We start from the raw sequence: 26,992 nt of genomic DNA, 5'->3' as shown, positions 1-26,992 counted from the left end.
CAGACAGTTTACTCGCACGCTAGCGCCCTCCAAAGAGACTGACCAGTCGAGAAAGCAGTCCCTTTCGGGCCTCCCACTCGATTATGCCGTTCAACACTTCTTGCTCACTCGCATCCGCATCATTCTCACCGGCGCCAGACGTCTTGGCGGCGTGATCTCCGACCTGCGTCCAGGCCGTTGGGTCGACAAACGTGCCGGTTGCCTCGTCGAAGACCCATGACTTCTCGTCGCTATTGCCGAAGCGCGCTATGCCATCGCCCCCACCTGTTGCCGTTTGCCAGGCGACCGCCAGAGCGCCTCTGCCGCTTCCGGCCCAGCCGGATGCCGCGGCTGTCTCGTTCGCCTCGCTACCCCCTGAGATATGGAGATCCGAGGCGCTGATGCCGGCAAGTTGCATCAGCCGTCGCTCAGTCGGGGTTACGAACAGACCGAGCTCCTCATCGAACACCTGGGCGTCGTTTCGCGTTTCGGACTGGGTTGCCGGCAGCGGCAACCGGCGCTCGCCGACCTCAAGCGTTTCGGCCATAACGCCGCCGACAGCATCGTCGGCAGAGTGGACCAATCCGGCCTCGTGACCCATTTCATGGAGCAGGACCGAGAGCAGATCGAAGCGTCCCGCGGCAGGGCTGCCACCGATCGCCTGCCACTTACCGTCGACAAGGCTGTACTCCTCGTTATCCTGCGGCGTGAGATCGACGAACCAGCCCCGTCCCGCGGCGTTGCGGTCGATCCTGATTGCGCCGAACACGGCTTCGGCCAGTCGGTCGCCCTCGAGATCGACGATCTGCAGATCGATCGTGCCAAGGCGCGCCAAGGTTGATGCATCGAGCAGTCCCGATTTCGCCCAGAGGGCGACGGCATCGTCGAGCACCGAGAGTGCCTGTCCTCTCGTGATCTCGCCACCGGCGACGGTCGTGTCGCCGGTCGCCGCCAGCAGATTGGTCGACGTGTTGAAGGCGGGATCGTTGGTACGGATCAGGAAGCGATCGAACGAGCTTGATCCGACACGTGACATCGTGCCGAAGCCGCCATCGACCAGTGCAGCATTGAATCCATAGGTGCCGACGAGGCCGCCGTTCACCTGAATGCTGACCGCCGCCCCCTTGAAGATCACCTTCAAAGAATAGTCGACGCCGACATCAAGGACGCGACTGAAGGACTGATCGATCTTGTAGCCGCCCTTGGCACTGACGTGGCCGACAAGGACCTTGTCGTTGACCGCATCGAGGGCGACGAACTTGTAGTCGTTCGGACCATAGCTGTCGAAGACGATACCGCCCGTGCCTGCCGTCAGCAGCTTGGCCTCGAGTTCGAGGTAGGAGTCCGCCCGGAGCTTGGTGCCAAGGTTGAACGTGCTGATGGAAGCGCCGGCGGCGCCGACGAAGCGACCACCTGCGACGGTCCAGCCCGTGGCCGCCGTACCGCTCATCGGGAACCGGCTGGTTGCGTCGAAGTTGTCGGTATAGTCAAGCGACAGGTTTGGCGGCAGGATCTGAACCGAGAAGTTGTCCACCTTCGACTTGGAGCCATCGTTGCCGGCGCCCACCAGGCCGCGGTTGAGGCCCACGGGCACGCCATCCTCGATCCTCGGCGCGAAGGTGTAGCCGAACCAGTTCACACCCGCGACCGTCACCGTGACGTTCGTGCCGTTGACGGCAAGGAGCACGTCATAGGTTATGCCAGCCTTCAACTGGACGGGCTTGTTCGACTGGGCGACCTGGTGCCAGCCGCTGGCGTCGCGGTAGCCCATTTCGATCTTGTCATTCGAGATGTTGATACCAGCCCATTTGAAGTCGGTCGGCGAGTGGTAGTCGAAGATGACATAAGAGTTGGCCTTCCAGCCCGCCAAAGGCTTCTGAGCGGTGATCTTGGCCGAGATCTCGAAATAGATCGGCAGGTACTGGTCGGCATAGAAGACGGCAGCCGCCTGCCCCCACGATGTCTCGGATTCGACCGACATCATGCCGCTCGAGACTGAGAACTTGCCCTGGTCGGCGGCGAACACGTCGAGCGTGCCGTCGTTGAAGTCGGCCGTGCGCAGAACGTCGCGTCGTCCACCGGGGATATTGCCCGGTTGCGGATCAGTCGGTCCGCCGGTCTGGTCTTGCCAGATGCCGTGATCCTTCTGGGTCACCAGGCCAAGTTCGCCTTCGACCCCGCCCTGGAACTGCGACACATGGCTGTATTGGTCACTGCCATTGACGCTTCCGGTATCGGCCGTGCGGGTGATGTCGACACCATCGCTGAAGGCTTGCGCATAGAGGAAGTCGAAGAGCTGCGGCGGCACCTGACGGCTGACCGTCGCGATGCCGAACGGAGCGAACGGCACGAGATAGCTGTTGAACTCGCCGACCCAATCGATCAGGCGGTCGCCGCCGGTGTTGCCGATCAGGATGTCGAGCCCGGCGCCGCCGAAGACACGATCCTCGTAGACCGGATGCGTTTCCGGCTGGTCGTTCATCCAGCCATTGGTGCTAAGCACATCGTCGGCATTCATGAGGTCATTGCCCCAGCCGCCATAGATGTGATCGCGCCCTGTGCCGCCGACGATCCAGTCGTTGCCGAGGTCGCCGAAGATGGCGTCACTGCCGTCCGTATTGCGGTCGGCGAAGGCGATCGGCGTGCCGTTGGGCGAGAACGCGATCGCGCCGTTGACCAACGGTCCCTCATTGTCGACCAGGTTGAGGAAATACTGGAACTGGGTCGGCGCAGCACCCGACTTCCAGACGGTTCCGTCAGCATTGAACAGAATCGTCCGGCGCGGATCGTATTCGTCATAGAGGAAGAATTCGCCGAGCTTACTCTGAACCGGCTTCGGTGCGTTCCACGGATCGGTATCGGCACCAAAGCGCAGGATGTCTCCCGGGTTCCAGGGCCGTGTGAAATCGGTGCGCACCAGCCCGACCACGACGCCGTTTTCGAAGCGCTGGGTGTAGCTGAGCGGCAGGGCTTCGCCGCCGCCGACGGCATCGTCGCCGGCGCCGCCATGGATGAAGTCGTCGCCGAGACCGCCGAAGATGATGTCGTCGACGACATTGGCGTCGAACAGCGGATCATCTGCGCCCTGAGCGTTCGGCTTCAGGTTATAAGGCGTAAGGTCGACGGATTTCTTCAGCTGGCCGCCGATATTGATCGTCTCGGTCTGCACCTGCCCGGGCGTGTAGATGAATTCGTTGAGGACGTCGCCCTGGCTGGTGCGGGTATCCGGGTCGGTGGCAAGGAGGGCCAGGACGCCGTAAAGCGGCTCGGCATAAGTGGCGCTGTTGCGGCTCGTGAAGATCCGTCCGTCATCACCGAGGATGCCGTCCTGGCCGGTACCGCCGGAGATCCAGTCATTGCCCCAACCGCCGATCAGATCGTCATTCTCGGCATCGCCGAACATGCGGTCGTGGCCGCCGCCGCCATAGGCGATGTCGTCGCCGGTTTCGCCGTGGAATTCGTCATGGCCGCCGATGTCATTCTTCGCCCACAGACCGAATTCGTTGCGATAGGCCGCGTCGTTCGGGTTCGTCTTCGAGAACAGGTCAGGACGGAAATCCGGGCCGCCCGGTGTGTAGTCGAGAAGGTGAACGCCGCGGACGACGATGCGTTCGGCGCCGGTGCGGGCCGGATCATTCACATCGTAATTGTACCGGACGTAGAGCTGTTGGTTTGCCAGCCCGTTCGGGTTGATATCGACGCCATTGATCCCGACAATACGGACGATATTACCGTTGTCGCCGACCATGGTATCGGCATCGCGGGCATAACGCGCAGCCGCAAGGGTGCCGTCGCCCGGAAGGTCGAGGTCGTTCCGGTCGATTTCGGCGCCGGTACCGCCGAAGATGTAGTCGTCGCCGTCAGGCCGTGCATTTGCATCGGTCAGACTAAAGAACGAGGACGAGCCACCGACCAGGTCGTCCTGGCCGAGGCCGCCGAACAATTGGTCATCGCCACCACCGCCTTCGATGTAGTCCTGGCCATCGCTCGCAGCAGCAAAGGATGCGATCACTGTCAACGGACCGATCGGATCGGCAACACCACCCGACGTCCGGGATGCACCGACATGCGAGGTGCCGGCGAAGGCAAGTTCGATACCTCCGTCGCCCTGAATGACGTCATTGCCCAGTTGGCCGAAGATTTCGTCATGACCTTCGCTGCCGGCAATGTAGTCGTTGCCGAAACTGCCAACGCCGGCAGCTCCCTGGTCGAAGGCGAAGGTGTGAAGGGTCGCATAGTCGACCGCATACTCGCTCCACCACGGCGCGCCGTCCGGGTCGCGGTAACGGCGTGCGATACCGTCGACCAAGAGGAGACCGCTGTTGTCGCCAGTGACGGTGCCGAAGCCAGCCGGGATCGGCCGATCCGTGCGGCTGTAGAGCAGCGCGCCGGCCAAGGTCTGGAAGCGCTTGCTGAATGTGTCGTCCAGCAAGTTGCCGTCCGCGCCGCCCTGGCGGGTGAGGTAGACGTTGTCGCCGAAGATGCGATCGTCCTGCTGGTCGCCGTCCAGCATGTCATGGCCGGCACCGCCGACGATCACATCGCGGTCAAGCCCGCCGAACACGATATCGTCGGCGCCGTTCTGCAGCTCGGCCGACTTGATCGCCGTCACGAGCACGAGCTCGGTCGTCTGGATTCGCTGTTTGAGACCGGACGGCAGGTTCGGATCGTCCACGAACATCTCGACGACGCCATGGTCGGCGAAGACGATGTCGTCGAAGTCGCCGAGTACGCCGGCCGCAGCGACGGCACTCGGGCCGTAGCCGAGATGGGACCCTCCATCACCGAAGATCAGGTCACGGCCAGCCTGCATGAGGTCGCGAACCGCCGACTTCACCGGCTTGATCGTGGTGCCGTTGGTGTCGGTGTTCGGGTTGGCGGAAGGCAACGGGCTGTTGTCGACCGTGTCGATGAAGAGCTGGCGGGTGAAGATGTTCACGTTCACGCCGCTGTCGCCATAGATATGATCGACGCCGCGGTTGCCGATGATCAGGTCGTCGCCGGAACCACCGGCCAGATGATCGCCGGCCTGGCTGCCATAGATCGTGTCGTTGCCCGCGCCGCCATAGATCGTCAGTCCGACGCTGGGCAGACTCCCTCCTGCAACGCCCGCAAACAGTGCGCTGGCGTCGATGACGTCGTTGCCAGCGAGCTTGTAGGGATTGGCGAGCGGGAAGACCCATTCATCGTCTTCGTTCTCGCCATCCTGCAGTTGCGGGAAGGGATCGAACGGCTTTTCACCGAATTCCATGCCGAGCACATTGTGTGCCTGGCCGGAATACCAGATGCCGTCCTGGCTGGTGTCGCCATAGATGACGAGCGGCGAGTTCGGACCGGCGCCGCCATTGACCTTGATGTAGTCGCCGCCGACGCGCTTGCCGCCATCGAGCGTGGTGTCATAGCCGAACACGGTCAGTTGGACGCCCGTTGCCGGTGTCAACGCCACGTTCTGCAACGTCATCACCGCGGCAGTCAGCGCCTGGATCGTGAACGGTCCGGCATGGCCGCTGACATAGACCTTCTGGCCGACATAGAAACCGTCTGCTTGCCAGCTCCCGGCGCTGCGCGTCAGGCTGTTGGTGGCAACGTTCATCGTGCCGGAAGCCGTGATCGTGCGTGCTTCGGCGACATGCAGAGAGCGTTCGGCGTAGCTGTTGAACGCATCGGCCGCCAGCGAGACGCCGGGCCCCTGCCCGATGTGGGTGTTCGGCGCGCTCAATACCAGGGCGCTGAGATCGCCCCAGGTCAGGGCCGAGTTCGGCGGCGGCGGAAGGGTCGCGTCGACGATGGCAAGGATCGTCCGGGTGTAGGTCTCGCCCTCAAGCTGGATGACCTGGCCGACCTGGTACCGGTCTTCGGACCAGTCGCGCCCATCGAGGCGGGTCACGACGATCGAGCCACCGCCGCCACTGGCAATGTTCATCTTGCCAGCGCTTTCGAGGTACATGTTGCCGCCGCCGTGGACGAGCGTCAGGCCGCCATGCGCACCCTGCACATAGAAGCTCTTGACCGCATCGTTCTGTGTGGCGAGCAATGCGCCTTCTAGCTTCAGCGAGAAGCCGTCATCGGAGATCTCGATGATGCGGAAGTCGCGCTTGCCGTTTTCATCGACCATGGTGATGAGGTGACCGGCAAGATAACCCTCGTCCGCCCACTTGACGCCGTCCTGACGGGTGACGATGCCACCGGTATAGGTCGGATCGATACTGACATCGGTGACCACCGTTTGCAGGATGGCGCTGGTGACCGGGTTGATGCGGTTGATGGTCCGGGGCGCGTCGCTGACGAGCGCGAGCTGACCGCCGGTGACGCGCATCGTCGAGCCGACAATCGAGACGATCTGGTATTCACCCTTCGCGAAGTCCTCGTCGATAGTGATGAAGTCACCGACCGCAAAGCCGGTCCATGAGCCTCCATCGGTGCGCTCGATGATGCCGCCGGCAATCGTCTGGAGGACGTCGACGGACTTGTTGACGGTGATCACGTCCTTGTCGATCGCGGTGATGGTCAGTGCGCCGCTCGCAACGCCAGCGAGCGATGGGCCGCTGAGTACCAGGATCGAATTGTCGTTCGGGTCGGCGCCTTCTTCCGGATGCAGCGGATCGATGAGGGCGTCGTTGATCGCGACCACGGTCCAGGTGCCCACCTGCCCCGCAATCTTCACGGTCTGGCCGACGAGGAAGCCCATGGCCTTCCAATCGAAGCCCGCGCGCACGATCGTGCCGCCGTTGTTGCCGTTCGGCGTCACCGTGAAATTATTGGTGACCTGAACGGAGGGCGCCGGATCGAGCGTGCCCTGGATGACGAGACCATCATTGCCCTCGCCGAGCATCAGATTGACGACCTCGATGGTGCTTTGCGTCGCATTGGTGCCGAACTGGCCGTCAGAACCGACGCTGATCTTGCCGAAGCTGATGCCGCCCGGGAAGAAGCCCGATTCGCCGAAGGTCGGATCGCCGGTGACCCCGAGGCCGAGGCTCAGATCATCGGCCATGTTGAAGCCGGTCAGCGTCGTCTGCGTCATGACGCCGTCGACATCTTCCTTGCTGGTGTCGTTGAAGATGTTGAGGACATCGATCTGTTGCGATTCCGGCGGCTGGGCGCCGATGGCGATCAGGAAGTCGTCCGCTTCACCCGGCAGTTTCAGGCCGTTTTCCAGCGAACGGTCAGCGCCCGTCGGGCCGCCTTCAACAGCCAGCGGTCCGCGCAGCTTCGAGAGATAATGTCCCGAAGCCGGGAAGACCTTCACGCCTTCGCGCGTGACGGGGATGTCGTAGTTGTCATCCGCCTGCAGGACGACCGTCTGCTGGATATAGTAGTTCCCCGGATTGAACGTCGCGACCGCCGCGGTGCGCAGCACCTTGACGCCCGCAAGCGTGCTGCCGACCGGCAGCAGTCCAGCGTTCTCCGAAGTGATCTGGATCGTGGCATCCTTGGTGTCGTTCTCGCCGCGAATGATCGCGATCTTGAAGTTGCCGATAACGTTGTCGGCGGCGTCGAAGACACGGATCCACTGGCCTTCCAGGAAGCCATAGGCGAGCCAGCCGTCCGCATCGTCGGCAAGGCCGGCGATCGTCATCCGATAGGTGGGCGTGCCGTCCTCGATGACCGTATGGAACTGGATATTGCCCGTGAAGGCGCCATCGCTGGCGAGGTCCGAGAGGATGACATCGGCAAGCTGGCCGCCGGTACCGAACGTCCGGTCAACCTTGATGAACTTGCCGTCGACCGTGTCGATTGCGGTGATGTAATAGTCACCGCTGTTGCCGCCGGCGTTGCCGACGCGGATTTGCTGGCCGACGAAGAAGCCTTCATCGACGAAGCTGCCGAGATCGGCGCCCGTGCCGCGGGTAATCTTGCCGTTGAGGCCGTCATTGCTGAAGACAAGGTTGCCGTCGAAAATCTGCGTCGGCCTGAGCCCGCCGATCACCGTATAGCCCGAGCCGGGTGTGACGGCGACGCCGTTGACGCTGACGACATCCGCCAGCCCGTCGGTGACGATCGCGACCTGTACGGTGGTGCTGGGCGCCTTCGTCAGCCGGATCGTGTAGTCGTCCGTGTCGCTGCCATCGGCATTGAGCAGAGTCGTGCCGCCGCTTTCGAGCACGACGGCGCCGGCCGTGTCGTTGTCAATGACTTCGATGTCGACATAGCCGGGGCCGGAGCGCAGGTTCGGGAAGACATAGTCGTGGTCGGCGTCAGTCGTCAGAACGTCGTCGCGCTGGAAGTAGATGACCGCCGTATGCGGATCTTCGCGCGGGATATCGTCACGCGCCTGAACGCCGATGCGAACCGGGTCATCCCAGTTGGTATGGTCGAAGGTTAGCCGCCAGTAGCCGTCGGCATGTTTGTACATGCGGTCGCCGACCGAGTTGAAGATGTTCGTCGGATCGTCGACATCGAAGATCTGGATATCCTCGTCGCTCGCCTCGTTGAGGAAGAGCTTGACGACGATGATGTCACCCACTTCCGGCGCCGTCGAAAGCTGAACGAGGATCTCGTCCGTCAACTGGGTCGTCGGGCTGCCTTCGATGACCAGCGACCGGCCGTCTTCGATGTTCGTGCCAGGCGCCACCTCGGTGACATAGATCCCGGGTGTGTCGTTGTCCCTGACCAGCACTTCGACGTTGCGGACGTCAGCCGCGTCAAAGGGGTCTCCATCGGGATATTCGGCATCGATGTCGATGACATTTGTGTCGACGCCGCTGAGATCGGAAATCACGCTGTGCTGGATGACGACCACGCGGTCGCCTTCTGCCCGCGGGTCGTCCGGCGCATAGACGTAGACCATCTGCGGATTCATCCAGTTGCCGCTGTCGAACCGCAGCACGACCGCGCGATCCTTGATGATCTGCGGTACGCCGTTGACCATGACAATATGCTGGAAGTCGCTGTCGGTGACGGTTCCGCCGGGGTTGACGGTGGACAGCCAGATCGTGTCGCCGAGGCCGTTCGGCAAAGGCGCTGGGTTCAACAGTGTGCCGTCTTCCTCTTCCTGCGGCGAGCGTGCCGCAGACACGGTGACATAGACCACCTGGCCGGCGAGCGGAGCGATTGCCAGCTTCACCGTGTAGCTGTCGACATTGACCGGGCCGCCTTCGCGCACGGCAGTAAAGCCGCCGGTTTCGTCAATGCGGATGATGCCCTCTTCTCCGGAAGCGACGTTGTAGTCGAAACCGTCGACCAGCACACCGTCGTAGAGCGCGTCACCGGACGTGACGAGATGATCGACAGCACCGGAGGCCCCTTCGAGCTCGCGGGTCACGATGTCTTCGGTCACGTCGCCGGTGACGTTGATCGTATCGGATCCCAGGCCGCCAATGACGCGATAGGCAACGCCGAAGGCGGTCGACTGGACAAAGAATTCGTCGTCACCTTCGAGACCATCGATTTCGACCACTTCGATCGTGGTGTAGCGCACATTAAGGCCGGCGCCGAAAATGCCACGTTCGGTGATCGCAAAGTCGTCGGCGAACTCCGTGCCGAGGATGACGAGCTTGTCGAAGCCCGTGCCGCCGTCGACGGAAACCGGAGCATTGACGTTGTACTGGACCTCGTCCTCACCACCACCGGCGCGGATGTCGGGCGCCCGCGCAACAGAGAAGCCGAGTCCGATGATCGGCATCGCAACGCCCTGGTCGTCGCGCACGATCACGTCGTCGGTGTAGTCGTCGGGCGTGGAATCGGCATCGGCAAAGTTGATGACGCCGTCGCCATTGGTGTCGAGCGTGACAGCCGGCAAGTCGTCCTGGTCGATCGTGCCGTCGCCATTCCAATCCTGGTTGGCAACAGCGGCGATCGCAAAGGCGCGCACGATGAACAGGTCGTTGTTGTCGTCGCCTTCGAGCCTCAGTTCAGCCTGGTTCGAATAGACACGGAACTCGTCGTTGCCGGTTCCGCCCTGCGCGACCAGCGGCGCACTGATGCCGGGGCTCAGCCAGCCGCGAGTCGTAGCAACCATGTCCGGGAAGACGTCCTGGGCGAGCAGGCCGCCGCCGAAGAACGGCGTGACGCCGTTTTCCGGATCGTCGGTGCGCTTGTTGCCGAAGATCTGCCCGATCTGGAAGGAGTCGTCCCCCGCTCCGCCCTGAAGCGACACGATCGCCGTCGTATCGTCGGAATAGAAGTTGTCGTTACCGCCGAGGCCTTCGACGGTGACGCGACCATTGAGGGCCGTGTCGTAGTTGATGCGTGCGCTCTCGTTCGACGGTTCGTTGTCTTCGATCGTGTCCGCATAGGTGGTCGGCTGGCCGTAGACCATCGCGACATAGGCCGGGCGATCAGCCGTTTCATGCGGCAGAAAGTTCGCGCCGCGCAGCAGGAAGATGTCGTCGATCGGCTTGTTGCCGTCGCCGTCCTTGCCGTTGAATGCCGAGTTGTAGCCATAGATGTTCAGCGCATCGACGCCGTCGTTGGAGCGCCCGCTGTCGAGCACGTTGATGACGTAGTTGCGGTTGAAGTCCGTGCCGGCCGTGCCGCGGCCCGGATTGTTCGAGCCGAGCGTGTAGACCTCGTAGAGGTCGCTGCCGGAGACACCGTCGAGCGTCAGCGTGTGCTCGGCGGCTGTCGTCATGTTTGGCGATGTCTGCGTCGCTGTATCCTGCAGGTAGTAGACCGTGAAGCGATCTTCGCCGTCGGCGTTGGTCGGGTCGAGGTTCTGGCTGCCATAGGCCCGCGTCTTCGAGCCGAGGAAGATATAGCCGGGGCTGCCCTGGGTATTGGTGCCGCCGGCGCCAGAGGGATCGCCGAACTGGATGGTATCGACATCGGTATTGCCAAAGATCCAGGTCAGATTCGTGGCGTGAGGCGCAGCCGTCTTTGGTGCAGCGGTACCAACAGGCGTGCCACTGCTCTTGTTGCCGGGCGTTACTGCGGCATTGGCGATGATGCGCCCGCGCAACAGCATGACCGAACCGAAGCCGATATCGGCATTGGCAAGCAGGGTGATGGCCTCGTCGAAGGCGGTGACGTCGCCATAGATGTCGATCCGCTTGGCGGCCAGGATCTCGCTGTTCGAATCGAGTGTGACGTTGTCGCCGACGCGCAACTGCACATTGCCCTTCTCGGCGAAGATCTGGCCATGCGGGATGAGACGCTCGGCATCAGCCTGGAAGGTCGGGAAGGTGAGGCCGTCCTCGGAGAAGCGTGCGCTGCCGCTGTGCAGCAGGTCGAGGTTCTCCCCCTGTGCCGCCGTCTCGCGCACGGTGATGCGAATGTCGCCGTCATAGGTATGGGCGAGCACGAGCCTGAGGTTGCCGGCGCTCTCGCCGGGATTAACGGGTGCTTCCGCCAGATAGATGTTGTTGTCGGCTTCCAGCGCGACGTCGTCGTTCGACGAGCCGCGTGAGGAATCGATCTCCAGATCATTGTTGAAGGCGCCGATGGAGCCGCCGCCATTGGCGTCGAGATCGATGCTCTGGCCAAGCAGGTCGGCGAAATCATCGCCGGCGCCGTTGTTGCGCGCATCGAGGATCGAGCCAGAGACGGTGCGCAGCGAGATGTCACGCGTCGTATGGACCGTGTGGACGAGCAGATCGCCGACGACTTCATCGAGGAAGATGCCGAGCGTGCTGTCTGCGGTCGTATCGAATGCCCTGAGGACACCGAGGCCACCAAGACCGTTGCGGATGTCGACGTTGATCTCGAGGAAATCGTTCGGCAGGCCGATGCCCCCGAGCGGCGAATTGATGTCGAGCAGCGTCGGGTTGAGAACCTGCGCAGCGACCTGTGCATGGTTCGGGTTAAAGAGACCGACACCGGCGGCCATGGTGATGTTGCGGCCGGCGACATCGGCTTCGACATCGCCTTCCGTGAGGCCGCGCGCATCGAGAATGCGTCGCGGCGAATAGAGCAGCACATCCGACGCAGTCGACTTGATGCGCTCGACGCGCATGTCGCCGGTCTTTTCGCTCAAGGCGATGTAGCCGTTGGTCACCACATCGATATCGCCGTTTCCGGTAATTTCGGTGATTCCGAGGACATTGATCGTCGTTGCGCCGGGATCGGGATTTGCTGCAGCGACGATGATATCGCCACCGCTGGTGACCGCTCCGGCCTGGAGGCCGGGCAGAGTCCGATTGCCGGTAGCCGGATCGATGCCACGGAAGTCGTAGGTGGAAGCGATCGTCGTGTTGCCGGTTCCGAAAACGCCGCGGCTCAGCTCTTCAGGAAGGCCGCTGTCCGGCCGGAAGAAATTGTAATGGGTGATACCGGCTGCCTGGCTCGGCGCCTTGACGAGCACGCCGCCCGAGGCGCCTGCGCCGCTCTGCTCGAGGCTCGCCTGTAGCAGCACATTGGCGCTATCGCCGGCGCTTATCCGGTCGATTTCGACAATGTAGTAGCCGCCGCCGAGGTCTTCGCGCAACAGGGCCTTGAGGTCGAGGTTGATGTTCTGGACGGCATCGACGGTAAATGTCTCCGCCGCAATCAGGCTGTGCTGGTTGGTGAGCGGCCCGCTCGGCGAAAGATTGATCGCGACACCGGCGAGGGAATTCGCCAGCGTGCTTGCCAGCCTGACGCTCAGGCCGTCGGAGGAAGCGATGACATAGTAGTAGCCACCATCGACGAGCCCACCGATCGCTGTGCTGACCGCGTCATAGCGCACGAGCTGGCCGGTATAGAAGCGGTTCTCGTGCCCGAGGAAGATCTGCTCCGTCAGGCCGCTGACGCGGCCGGTATCGAAGCTGATCAATTGCGGCAGGCCGGCGCTATCGACGATGTCGACATTGACGCGGTTTCCTGTCGTTCCAACATTTTCCTCGGCGCGGATATTGAGGATGTGCGTGCGGATCAGGGATTCCCGGCCGTCGCTGCCGAGCACACCGCGATCGTTGGTCGCGAAAACGGATCCGTCGGTATTGACGATCGAGGTGGTCCCGATCGGGTTTTCGATGGTGCCGTTGATATAGATATCCGACCGGCCGCCCGTGTCGGTGATCTCAATCAGCGTCGGCGCCACCTCGCGCTCGATGTTGAACGTCAGGGTCACTGTCTTCGACGGGTTCAACCAGGCAAGCGGCTGCTCGTCGGTGACGACATCGATGTTGTTGATGACGATGTCCTTGTCGGACTCGTTGCGGATCGTAACGCGCTGCAGCGTGTCGCGGAACGTCCAAGTGCCGCCGGAACCGACCATCGTGTCGGAATCGAAGACGACGTCGCCCGGGCCGGGATTGACGATGTCGTTGACGACGATGTCGGCGCTCTGGATCGTATCGCCCTCTCCTTCGCTGCTGCCACCACCGCTGGCGCTATCGTTGACGGTCACCTCGACCGCGACGTCGATCTGCCCGTCAGCACCGATGACGAGCTGTTTGACAACCAGTTCTGGCGAGCGGCCGGAGAGAATGAGGACATCCGAATTGAAGTCGATCTGTTGCGGGCGGTCGTCGGGGCTGCTGCCATCGGAGCCGCCGGCGGCAAGCGAACGCTTGCTGTGGTCGGCGTCATCCGTCTGCGAGATCGAGCCGTTGACGGTGGAGGCATAGAGCGCCAGGTGTTCGCTCGATGCCGCGGGCTCCTGCGGATAATCCGGATGGCCGAGAACACCATCCGCATTGTCGCGCGGGCCGGCGGTCACCAGGGCTCCGGACGCGCCGGATATCTTCGATGCCACGTCGGTATCGTTGTGCGCATCGGAATCGACGAAGCCGAAAAGGCCTGTGGCACGGGCATAGGACTTGGCATGCGTCTTGACGTTGTCGTAGCGGGTGACGAGATCGACGCCCTCCCAGCCGGTCAGTTCGGCGTCGGCATTGATGTGCACTTCCGCCTTCGGCCGGGCCGTTATGGTGCTTTCGGCCTGGCCTTCGCCATAGAAGCCGGCGCCGCGGCCGTCGCTTCCGGCGAAGACGTCGAAGCGCCCGACTTTCGCGCTGGCAACGGCCCGCTTGGCGCTCAGAACAGCCCGGTCGCCGAGCGTTGCGAACGTGTCGGCCTGATCCGGATCGGGGTTCGGATCCGCAACACCGATATAGACATGCGTGACGGCATCGCCATCTCCGCCGAAGCCGACGCCTGAACCGGTCGACTTGGCGGAAACGCCAGCTTCGGAATAGGCGGTTAGCCGTGCCAGTTCGCCGGCGACGACGATCGCGTCGGCGCCGATCGTCGCGGCACTGTTGTACTCGATCCAGACTACGGTCGTCGGCGAAGCCAAGCCAACGGCACCGCCAGCGCTCGCATGCGACGAGGCTCCGGTATTGGCATTGGTGCTGGATGCAACGGTGACGTTCTTGCCGGCGACGATGCGCGTGCCGTCCCCAACCGAGGCAACACTGTTGATGTCCTGGTAGCTGTTGGCATCCGCGTCGCCGACGGCGACGAAGCCGCCGGTGCCGTTGACCGCGTGCGCCGTCGTATTGGTGGTGGCCGATGTGGTGATCGAGACATCGCCGCTCGTCGTTACAAGCGTCGCCGATATCGTGGCGGTCACGTTCGGATTGCTGGTGATATTGGCGTCATTGCCGTTGACGCCAACAAAGCCGCCGCCGGAACCCTTTGAATAGGCCGAGGATACGCCGTCGCCTGACTGCGGCGCGATTTCGCTGAGCGAGACCTCGCCTGGGCCGAACAGGAACTGGCCGCCAGCTACCGACGTCACTGCATCGTTGATGTCGATCCGAAGCTGTTGCTCGCTCGTGGTGTCGCTCGATATGTCGACGGCCAGCGCGCCAATGCGATGGTTGGCGTAGGGGCCGGAAAGCCCGGTCGGCGTCAACGTCATCTGCGTGCCGCCGGAAGGCGCGTCCCACAGTTCGAAGGTATCGTCGCCGGGCCCGCTGACGCCACGGACATAATAGGTCTTGCCGTCTTCGAGCCCGCCGATTGGCAGATTCTTGGCGTTGATCAGCGAATGGATGTCGTCGGCAGTCTTCGCCTTGTTGGGCGTGAGCGTGATGATCGACTGATCGAAGGTCTTGGTGAGCGTCGTTTCAGTAACGCTGTTGACGACCGACAGGATCAGCGTGCTGCCGCTGACGCCGGTAACGGTGTAGGTACCGCTGTTGGCACCGGCGCCGCTGATGAACAGAGTACCAGTTCCAAAACCGAAATCGGCCCAGTTCTCGCCATCGGTACGGATGATCCGGTCGCCGGCCCCATTGCGGACGAACTGAACCTGTTCGGTGACCACGTCATTGCGTTTCAGTTGGATCGTCGTCGAATTGACGACGTGGACACGGTAGGTCTGGCCATCAGACAGCCCCCCGATCGGCGTTCCGGGCGCTCCCGTTTCCGTTTCGACGTTGTAGACGACGTGCTCGCCCTCGCTGAACCCATGGTTCAGCGCGTTGCCGTTGTCGTCAAAGAAGCGAATGTTGTTCTGCGTGCCGTCGTCAATCGGTGAGCCATCGGGATTGAGTGCCGTCGGATGGACATCGACCTGCCGGCTGACGAAGGTCTTGGCGTCGGGCGCGTCATAGGTGACGGCCATGCCATTGGTGAACCCATGACCGGAGATCGTGATCTGATTGCCGGCGATGTCGTCGGGCTGGAAGTTCTTGAAGTAGTTTTGCGGGTTGACTGCCTTGTCATGCGTATTGACCAGTTTGATATGGGACTCGTCGATAACCAATACGTAGTAGAGATTGCCTTCTGTCAGGCCGAAGCTGTTAACCGTTTCGTCGGGCCCGGCGTAGTAACGCACGGCATCGCCGCTGATGAAGTTATGCGCACCCTGGAAAGTAATAATCTCGGTTTCGGAATCGATGCTTGCGGCATTGAAAGTCGAGCCGAAGTATAGCTTGTTCGGGTCGACATTGCCGCCATCGATGACGTTGATGACGTTGTACTGACGGTTGACCGCCGGATCCTGCGGATCGGGCCAGTTGAGGCCGGGGATCACCGCGCCACCGGTGCCGGCATCGTATTCGACGGTATCGCCGGTCACGAGACCATGGTTGTTGACGGTGATGGTGTTGGCGACACCATCGGCGTCGACGACTGCATAGTCGGGCTGCGTGCCTGGAATGGGCGCTGCAATCGCCTCGACCGAAACCGTGCCGGTCGCATTGATGACGCTGCCAGTGCCAATGGTGCTGGAGACGGTCGGGCTGACATTGGTCGTGGCATCGGAATCGCCGGCGCCGAAAATGCCGCCGATCGTAACGCCGACGACCTTCGAATCCCCTTCCGTGTTGGCGAGTGCCTTGAGCCGGATATGGCGTGCGGACTGAACGGACGTATTGTTGCCGATGGTCGCCGCAACGGAGGACGGGCTTGCGGTTGCCGTGGCGCTGTTGAGCGTCAGCGCCCCGAGGACGCCGCCGCCTGTCGCTTCCGCAACGGCGAGCGCGCCGTTGATCGCAAGCGCGTCGACCCCGATGTCGCGAACCGAAACGATATTGGCATTCATCGCCGCGTTCGACTGGCCGTTGGCGGTCGCTTCGGCATCGGTTGCACCGACAGCGGCCGCACCAAAGGAATTCGCCTCGGTGTTGGCGACGGCGTAGTTGCGCAGGCGCGACTTGATATCGATGTCGTTAGTAATGGTCAGGCTGCCGCCCGCGCCGATCGTAGCGTTGACGATGGCGTTGGCCTTGGCGGTGGGCACGGCGCCCTGGCCGCTGAACAGGCCGCCACCCGAGGCTTCGGCAAAGGCCTTGGCGCCACGATCCGTCGCCGTTTCGCCGGTGAAATTGTGGGAGGCGAGCATGACGATGCCGCCGGCTGTAATAGTCGAATTGCCACCGATCAGCGCACTTGTCGTCGGTACGACATTCACCGTCACGAAGCTCGTGCCGACCGCGCCGAGACCGATGGTGAGCGCGAAAACATCGCCCTTGGCATTGTGGCTCGAAAGCGCTTCCAGCGTCACGGTGCCGGTGGCATCGATGTTTGCGCCGCCAAGGATCGATGCTTCGATGTTGGTCTCGACATCGATCAGCGCAAAATTGAACGAGAGGCCGAGCGCACCGCCGGCGAGCGCAAAGGTCTCCGCCTTGGCGTCGACGGTCGAGACCGCATGCACAGTGATCGCACCGACCGTGTCGTTCTGGCCGATCTGGCTGCCAGCCCCGATGGTCGCCAGAGACTCGATCGTGCTGTCGTCCGTGTCGCCGATATTGAGGTCGACATAGGAGGCGCCGGCCGCCACTGCGCCGACCTGTATGCCTGTCGTCGTGACGTCGAAGTCCTGCGTGTTCGAAGCGTTGACCGACAACAGGGCGGCATTATCCACCACGGTTCCATCGAGCAGGCGGGCCTGCACGCGGCTGGTATCGTTGATGACGATGACCGATGCGCCGAGGCCGACGAACCCGCCCTGGAAGGCGACGGTCGTCACATCGACCTCTTCATCAAGCTCAGCCTCGACCTTGATCTGGTTGCCGGCGCTGAGGTTACCGCCGGCCTTTGCCTTGACCTGTCCGGAGACGTTGAGCACGGTCACGGCTGCGCCGGCGCCGACGAGGCCCGCGGCAGCGTTGCCGATCAGAAGATCGACCTTCATGTTCTGGCGCGAGACGACCAGAATGTCATGGCCGGCCTCGACATCCGCACCGGCTTCGATCGTGGCGGTAGTACCGTGCTCCTCATTCGTCGGGATCAACGCGGCAGCGAGGTCCGCGCCCGAGAAGAACGACGGGTCGTTCAGCCGGTCCGACGCACCCTGCATGTTGTCCCTGACACGGGAGTCCGCGGTGCGGGAGTTTCCGTCGCCGCTGAAACCGGTCATCTGGCCGGTCAGTTCGCCGACGCCGCCATCGGTCTTTTCCCCCGCATCGGCGGCCGCATTGTCGCCGCCGCCCGTGGTGGCATCGCCGGACGTGCCTTCCTTCTCGTTGGCGTAATCGTCCTTGAAATCCTGTCCGATCGACCAGACCGAGACCGACGCACCGAGGCCAACAACGCCGCCGACGCCGCTGAAGGCGAAGCCCTTGAGGACCTGAATCGAGTCTGCACTGACAGCGACATCGTTGCGGGCCAGGATGTCAGCATTCGCGCCGATCGAGGCTGTGGTGTCGTTCTTGATGCTGCCGAAATCGATGCCACCACCGATGCCGACGAAGCCGACGGCAGCCGAGCCGGCAAAGGACGTGATGCGGACATCATTGGCGGCGTTGACATAAACGCCCTGCCCGAGGCCGACATTGCCCGGATGCAACTGATAGTCTGCAAAGCCCTGGTTGATCGCGGCACCCGCGCCGATGGCGGCCAAAGTGTCGGAATCGATGATTGTCACACTGACCGCACCGGCAATGCCGACATAGAGCCCGCCGGCGCCGGCAACGGCGATATGCGTGACGATTTCCGACGATTGCGCCTGGACGATCACGCCGTGCGCCTCACCGGAAAGCGTGGAGAAACCGGTCGGATCGCCGCCGCTGGTCGTGATCTGGCCGTCGAGCACGTTCGAGATACCCGCGCCGTTGGCGCGCGCGTCGATCGTCGCGTTTTCGCCGATCGTTGCCTCGGTATCCTTGGTGACGTTGACGACGCCAACGGAGCCAGCGGCACCGCCGCCGGCCAGACCGATGGCGACCGCACCGGAAACGATGGTGAACTGCGAGTCGTCCTTGGCCATGACGGCGACATCGCCGCCGGCCTCAACCGTCGAATCCCCGATGCGCGCGAACGTATCGGCATCGAGCGAGACAACCGAGACGCCGCCGGCGAGGCTGACGGCGCCGCTTACCGCAAGCCCGGCGGAGACGACGAGAACCTTTTCCTTCGCAGTAGCGATGACCGCTACATCATTGTTCGCGTCTACGAGCGTGTCGTCGCCAATAGTCGCCTTCGTTTTCGTGGTAATGACCGACACGTCGACTGCCGGAGCGGCTGCACCCGACCCGCCGAAGGCCGCACCGGCGCCAACGCCGAGGTGGCTGAAATCGCTGGCCGCAGCGACTAGGACCGACTGCGCCCCATTGCCGCCACCGCTCATGTCCTGATTGATGCGGGCGCCTTCCCCGATCAGCGCGGTCGTCGTCGTGTTGAGTACGTTGACCGCCGCACCGACGGCGACACCGACGGATCCGCCGCCGCCGACGCTGATGGCCGCCGTCTCGATATCATCCTTCGTGCTTGCCGAAACCGCGACGCCGCGGAAGCCGCCATCAACGGCGGCCGTCGCCGTCCGCTGCTGGGTCAAGCCTGGGTCGGTTGGGGTACCGTCATCGCTCTCATCCTGGTCGAGGTCATTGAACTGGCCGAGGCCGCCGCCGCCTTGCTTGATCGGCACGCCCGCTTCGAGACTGTCCTTGCTGACCTGGCCGTCGGTCTGCGGGTCATAGCCATCGCCCATGCTTTGCGATCCGGCAAAGCTGATGTCGAACCGGCCGGTACGTGCAGCCACGCTGTGCTGGCCCTCGCCGGTCACGCGCGCGTCTTCACCGATGAACGATTCCGTCGTCTTGGTGACGACGGCCACACCGGCTGCGACACCGACGCCGGCGCTGCCGCCGACGGCAACGCCGCCGACGATCAGATCGAGCTCCGTTTCATCGACCGCCTGCACCAGCACACTGCCAAGGGCGCGAACGTCGGTCAGGCCCGCATTGGCGATGCCGTCGAGCGGATCGTCACCGATGAAGGCGCGAGTCTTCACGTCGAAGATGAACACATCCGCCGAGACCGTGATCGCGGCTGAGGAGGCCCCGCCGGCTGCGACCGAGAAGGAGCCGACGTCCTCGTTGCTGGTCGCTTCGACCTTGATGTTGCCATCGGCATCCATATCCATGCCGGAATCGATCGATGCCTGCGTGGTCTTGATCAATGTCGCGATATTCACGCCGGCGCCGACAGCGGCGCTGCCGCCGGACGCAGCAAGCGATCCCGCAACCGTCAGCAGATCGGTCTCGCCATAGGCATAGACCGCAACACCCGGATCATTGGCGCCGGACTGGGCCGTGACCGCCGTATTCGAGCCGATGCGTGCGATCGTCGTTTCGGTCAGCACCGTGACGGCGACAGAGCCGGCCACGGCCGCGCTGCTGGTCGAAACGCCGCCAGCGGCTGCGATCGTGGTCACGTCCTCGGTCGAAATGGCCGAGACGTCGAGGCCTGCCGGGCCGCCGGTTTCGACGTCCGCGTGGCCGCGGATCTCAGCCTTCACGTCGTCGATGTGAACGAAGACCGTGCCGCCGATGCCGATGCCGGCACCCTGGCCGAAGGCGATGCCGCCGGCGAGCGCAAAGATCTTGGCGTCACCGGTTGCCTTGAGGGAGACATTTCCGCCGGCATGAAGCTCGGATTTGTCGAGTGCTGTTCCCGTCTCGACATAGGCTTCGGTCGAGGTGTCGAGCACGACGACACCGACGGACGCGGCGATGCCCGAGCCGCTGAGGCTCAAGCCGAAGGTGGCGGCAATCGAGTTGATGGTGTCGAACGAATCGGCATTGACGAGGATATTGCCGGCAATGGCACCGAGGTCCGCCGTTCCACCGACCCAGGCGCTGGTATTGCGGATGATGACATTCACGTCGAGGCCGATGCCGACACCGGCATTGCTGCCCCCGGACAGTCCGATGCCGCCAGCACCACTGACCATGGTCAAGATATCGGTCGCTTCGACGGTCACCCCGCCATTGCCGTCGAAATCGGAGCCGTCATTGATGAAGGCATGCGTCTCCATGAAGACGACGTTGACGCTTGAGGAACCGCCCACCGCCGTTCCGTTGCTTGCCGCAACGCCGGCAGCAAAGCTGGTCACCGCCAGATTGCCGATGACAGGAATGCTCTCCGTAGTCGGCAGCAGTTCGGCATGGGCCGTGACACCAATCGCGCCGCTCGCCTCGGCATCGACGCCGGTCCCGACGTCGGCCTTGGTGTTGAGATCGTTGACGATATTGATGGAAACCGCGACGCCGACACCGGTGCCGCCATTGAGGCTCAGCGCCGCGCCGCCGGCGATGCTCTGCATCTCGTTGACGCTGACCGCATTGATAGCGATCCCGCCGGCGTTGGCGTCGAGATCGGCGTTGTTGCCGATGATGGCACTCGAATTGACGTCGAGATAGTTGATCGCGACGGAGCCGCCGACGGCGGTGTTCTTCGAGACGGCGCCTGCCAGTGCCCGCGCCTGGAAGGTATTCCTTTCGCCATCGGCCGTGACTGCCCGTACCTTGATTGAGCCGGCGGTAAGATCGGCGCCGGAATTGACCTGCGCGGTATTGTCGAGCAAGGCGATATTGAGGCCGACAGCGGCGGCAACGCCGGTATTGGCGCTCGTGTTGGTCGCCGTCGCCGTGCCGAGCGCACGCGCATCGGTGGTCATCGTCGCTTCGATTTCCATCGCGCCCGAAGACCCGATCACGACGTTGCTTGCGATCGTCGCGGTGTTGTCGGCGTCGAGGAAGTTGACGGCGATCGTGGCGGCGACGCTGGTCCCGCCCTGTGTCGACTTACCGGTCTCATTCGTGCTCTTGCTATCGGCGGTGCCGAGACTGCTGCTGCCAGATTGGGTCGGTGCCTTCGATCCGCCACTCTGGTTCTGCGCCATGTTCGTCTGGTTGCTGCTCTCCTGGTCGGAGTTCGCCTTCGAGGTATCATTTCCCTTGGCGCTCGCCTTGGACTCTGCCTTCGTGTCGAAAGTCGACGTGGCGGTGACACTGACATTGTTGGCGCCGGAGAAGTTCCTGCCGACAAAGGCATCGTTGGTCACTTCGGCGATGTTCAAAGCGAGCGAAACGCCGACGCCGACATTGCTGCCGGCCGCTTCGCCGTCGCCGAGCGTGTGGATCGTGCTGGCATGGCTCGCCTGCGCGGCGAGATTTCCGGTCAACGTGATCGCACCGCCAGCACCCGAGCCGATATGTGCATCCGTGTCATTATCCACGTAGGCGACTGCAATTGCGCCACCGACAGCAGTGTTGCCGGCTGCGCCCGCCTTTGCCGTGGTGGTGACCGTATCGTTCGAGGTGGCAAGTGCCTGAAAGTTGCCGGTGTTGCCGCTGATCGTTTCGCCGTTTTCGATCCCGGCGAAGGTCGTGTTGAGCGAAATACCAAGCGCTATCGACGCGCCGACGCCAGTGCTTCCTGAGCCGCTGCCGGCACCATGGGCCGTCGCTTCTGTCGTCGATTTGGTTGTGTTGGTTGCCTGCAGGCTGACGTTGCCGCCAGTGAGCGCCACAGACGTCGTGCCGCCGCCGCCGTGGTCGAGCCCAATCGTGCCGAGCGTATTGGTGGTTGCAACACTCAACGCAAACGAACCCGCCACGCCGGTGTCGCCGCCGCTCGCACCTGACGTGGATTTCGCACCGAAATTGTGCTCGGCATTGCCGCCGACCGTCTTCATCGTCGCCGAAGCGGTGAGGCCGTCGGCCGTGATGTGCGCGCCGGCGCCGACCGAAGCTTCGTTGCGCATGGTCGCGACGTTGATGGCAACGGCGACACCGACGCCGGTGCCACTGCTCGTGGTCGTCGCCTTGCCGTCGCCCGTGGCACTGGCATTCATGTTGTTGGAGGACTGGAGCTGAAGCGCTCCGGTGCCCGCGCCTTGCCCGGCAATGATCGTGACGCCATCACCGATCGAGGCGACGGCAAGCGACGAGGAGACGTTTAGGGCGAGCGCTGCGGCGACGCTTACCTGGCCCCCGCCGGTACCGCCCTGGCTCGTTGCGGACTTGTCACCCGTATTCGTCTTGCCCGATTTCTCGTTGGCAAGTTGCTTTTGTTTATTCTTCTGGTCGTCAGTGGTGGTGTTGCCGCTGTCGCTTTCCTTATCCTTGTCCGCACCCGCGGCACTGGCTGTAGCCTCGGCCTTGCTCGCGCCATCGCCATGGGCTGAGAAGCTGACATTGCCATCCGCAGTGATGTTGCGGGCGGTGCTCGCAGTCGCGCTGTCATCGACGAACGCAAGCGCAATAGCGGCGCCGACCGCCGTATTCCCGGCGATTGCGTCGCCGAGTGCGGAAGTCGCGCTGTCGCCATGGTGGGTCGCGGTCGCGGCGAAGGCGCCGTCAAGGTCGATAAGGCCTCCGGTGCCGAGCTTTGCCTCCGTCACATTGTCGGCAACAGTGATCGCGATGGCGCCGCCAACACCGGTACCATCTTCGGCTGTCGCGCCGGATTCCGCCGTCGTGGTGGTCTTGTGGCTACCGGTGGCGTTGAGCGTCAGGTCGTCGAGGCCGGTGAGGACCACGGAATTTTCGACCTTGGCCGATGCCGTGTTGTCGGCTGCGTTGATGGCGAAGGAGGCTCCGACGCCGGTGCTGGCACTCTCTGCATCCGCCTCGGCGACCGCGCTGCTTTCCGAAGTATTGGCGACCGTCAGCGAAGCGTCGTCGCTGCTGAGCGTGACGCTGGCGGAAGGCCGGATCGCCGATTCTGCTGTGGCATCCGACACGTTGAGCGCAAACGATCCGGCAACGCCGGTGTCGCCGCCGCTGGCGCCGGAGGTCGAATGCGCTTCGAAGACGTTCTTCTGGTCGCCGCCGACATTCTTCATGGTGGCAGACAGGATGACGCCGCCGTCGGCGTTGACGACCGCACCGTTGCCGATGATCGCCCTGTTGCTCATGTCTGCGACGTTGATCGCCACGGCGGCGCCGACCGCCGTGCCCGAGGTTTCGCTTTCGAGCGTCGCGCTGCCATCGGCGATGGCCGAGGCATCCATGTTGTTTTTCGCCTGCAGGCTCACGCCGCCGGTTCCGGCGCCGTCGCCAGCCGTCACGGTGCGGCCAATGGCGATGCTGGCCAGCGCTTCGCTGTCGGAGACGTTGATCGCAAGGGCGGCCGCGACGCCGACATCGCCACCGCTGCCACCGCCGGTATTGGCGGTCTGGCTCGTGTTGTCGGCATCGCCGGATTTGCTGTTGGCGAAGTCTACCTGCTTCTGCTTCTGCTGATCGGCCTTGGTGTTGCCATCGGCGGATTCGTCGTTCTTGTCGGCGCCTTTGGCGCTGGCTTTCGCGTCCGCCTTGCTGGAGCCATCGCCGAGCGCCGACAGGCTGACCGAACCGTCGGCGCGCAGATTGCGGTTCGTGGTCGAAATTGCACGGTTGTCGACGAAGGCGAGCGCAATCGCGGCGCCGACCGCGGTCGAACCGATCGCCGTGCCGTCAGCCGTGGTCGTGCTTAGCCCATGATGGGTTGCCGTTGCCGAGAAATCACCGGTTATATCGAGCTCGACATCGTCCGTCCCGAGCGAGGCGCGGGTGGTGTTGTCGATCACGTCGATCGCCACTGCGCCACCGATGCCGGTGCTGCCGCCGGTGCCGCCGGCTTCCGCCGTCGTCTCGGATTCATGGCTGCCGGTTGCCGAAAGCGTCACGTCGTCTGCGGCCGTGACCGTCGCACCGTTTTCGAGCTCCGCGATGGAATTGTTGTCGATGACGACAAGAGCCACCGAGCCGCCGATGCCGGTCTCGCCGGCTTCACCGAGATCATCGCCATTGGGGGTGGCGGCCGTCTCGGCGTGAGTGGTCGACGAGGCCGTGAGGCTGAGATCCGCGCCATTGAGATCGACCGTCGCACCGGCCTCGATCACGGCTTCGACGTCGGTCATGATGATGTTGATCGCGAGAGCCCCGGCGACATTGGTTTCGGCGCCGCCCGCACCGGCTTCCGCCGTCACGACAAAGCTGTCGCCGGCATTCAGCGTGGCATTGAGGTTGACGGCGCTCGCCGTCAGATCCGACGTTCCAGCGACATAGGCACGGGTGGTTACATCGGCGATGCCAAGCGCGACAGCCACGCCGACGCCGGTCCCGGCGCTGCCCGTAGCCGAGCCGTCGGCGGCTGCCGTGACGCTCTCCGTGGAGGTCGCCGTCAAGGCAAGTGTGCTTGCGGAAACGAGGGTGGAACTATCGAGATAGGCTTCCGTCGTTGTCCGGTAATCGGAAACCGTGACGGCACCTGCAAAGGTGATGTCGCCGCCGCTGGTTGCCGCCTTGTCCGAGGTATTGCTGTCCTGGTTCGGGTCGGCGAGCCGCTTTTCGGATTCGCTCGTGCCATCGCCCTGGTTCGAACCACCGGCGCTGGAGATCGCCGCGGTGCTGACATTGCTGGTCAAAGTCGCGCTGAAGGCGACGGAATCGGGCAAGTTACCGCCATTGGCGTTGAGCGACGAGTTGCCCGCCATATAGGCGCGCGTCGTCGCGTTCACTTCCGAAACGGCAACGCTCGCGCCCTTGGAGCCCGAGCCGCCATCCGCGGTTGTCGTCAGTGCCAGCTGGGTGTCGGCGGTCAGCGAAACGGCGCCGGATACGTTGAGGGCGCTGCCGCCCAGCACTTCTGTAATTGAATCACTGAGAACAACCGTCACGGAAACCGCGGCATCCTTGGTCGTGTCGTTCTCGCTTGCATCACCTTCGTCGGCCGCGGTCAGCGAAACGCTGACCGAACTGCCGGCCGTCAGGCTCGCTGCCGTCAACGTGCTGTTGTCAAATCTGATCCTCGCCTCCGGCAGAACGGTAACGATGACGCCTTTGAGCGGCCCTACCTCCGCGGTCGAAGCCGAAACGGTCGCATCCGCCGTCGCCGAGATCTGCACGGCGCCAGAGGCGGTGATGGTCGCGCCGCTGAGGTCGATGATCGCCTCGGGTGTCGCGAAATAGGCGCCGCCGGTGATTTTGCCGTCGTCTTCGGCGAGCGCCACAAGGGTGACCGTCGTCGCCGAAACACCACCTGAAACCGTGATCTTTTCGGCATGAACCGCCAAGGCGCCGAATGTGTTCGTCCCCTCGATGAAGACTTCGTCCTTGCCGTCATCGCCAGCCGTATCGGCAGCGTTCTCGCCAAAAACAGTAAAGCTTGCAGCCCCGAGATTGACACCGGTAACCGTTAGGACATCCTTCGACAGCAGCGGGATCCCGAGGTCGGCGCCAAGTTTGATTGTCAGGCTGTTGGTGGGCTTGGCGAAGGTGACCTTCTCGAAGGTCGGGATAAGCGACAGCGACTCGAGCGTCAGAGTGCCGTCACCGTTATCCTTCAGCCTTGCTTCGTCGTCGAAATCGCTGGTCGCGATAATACGATCGGCGACGACCGTATTGTCTGTGATCGGTTCCAGGCCATCGTAGCGCAGAACCTGACCATCGCGGGTGATCGTGCCGGATGCGGGACCGGTCGCAACGTAGGTGACGGAATGGAAGACGCCGCCATCGAGAACGAGACTGTCGAAGCCGTCGGCCCCACCGTCCATGACGCCGGTCAGTCCGCCGCCAGCTGAAACGAAGAAGGTGTCCTCGTTGTCGGCCGAACCTCTGAGATTCTCAACCTCGACGAAGGACACCCCTGAAACGTTGCCGGAATTCAGTCCGGTTATGTTCCAGTCGGAATCTTCTGGCGGTCCGATCACTGCGTCGCTGCCGGCCCCACCGCTCAGCAGGACCTTGCCCGAAACGGCGTTGTCGAAACCATTATGGACGAAGGTGTCGTCGCCGGCGCCGGTGTCGATCGTCAGCTTCAGATTTGGCGAAGCGAAGGTGTAGGACACCAGCGCGTCGCCGTTGATGCTGTCAAGTGTCGAGAACCCGTCTCCCGGCGTGCCGGCATCGCTGAGACGCAGAGTCTGCCCCTCGCCCGTCATGTCGGCAAAGATCCGCTCCTGCGCGGTTGTCGCATCGGTCACGGTCGAGACGCCACCGATACCGATCCGATGGCTGATCTGGCCGTCTACGGCGGTAAACACACCGGACCCCACGCCATCGACCGCGAACTCGACGAGATCGAACACGCCGCCGGTCAGCGAGAGCCTGTCGTCGCCGTCGCCGCCTTGAAAATCGATATCGAGCGCCTGAAGGAAATCCGTGCCAAAATCGATTGTCAGCGTATCGTTCGCAGCAGTACCGGTCACCCGGATATAGTCGATTTCTGCGGCATTCCGCTGCGCAACGAGGAGGCTCGACCTGTTGTCGTAAACCTGGACCGCCTGGATCAGGTTGTCATAGCGCAGGCTGTAGTCAGCGCCGCCATCACCGACCATGTCCACCGCAAAGGGCATGATATCGGCAGACAACAGATAACGGGGCTCAAGCGTCTCGAGCGCGAGCCCGGGTAGGTGGCTGGTTTCCGAGCGCGGTGTGAAGCTTCGTGCCTTCCTGCCACCGAACCACCGGAAAAGGCGTTCGATCAT

1 protein-coding gene is annotated in these 26,992 nt (G+C 63.1%); it reads right to left on the bottom strand.

Translation table 11 applies throughout. The features are described 5' to 3' along the window. Positions 1-19: 19 nt before the first annotated feature. Positions 20-26,992, bottom strand: coding sequence for an LEPR-XLL domain-containing protein (locus AC3WWH_RS18375; RefSeq protein ID WP_492377143.1), 26,973 nt, complete (start codon positions 26,990-26,992; stop codon positions 20-22).

This window comes from Ensifer sp. EB106-03-01-XG145, assembly GCF_058792075.1.
This window is presented reverse-complemented; position numbering and strand designations above follow the sequence as displayed.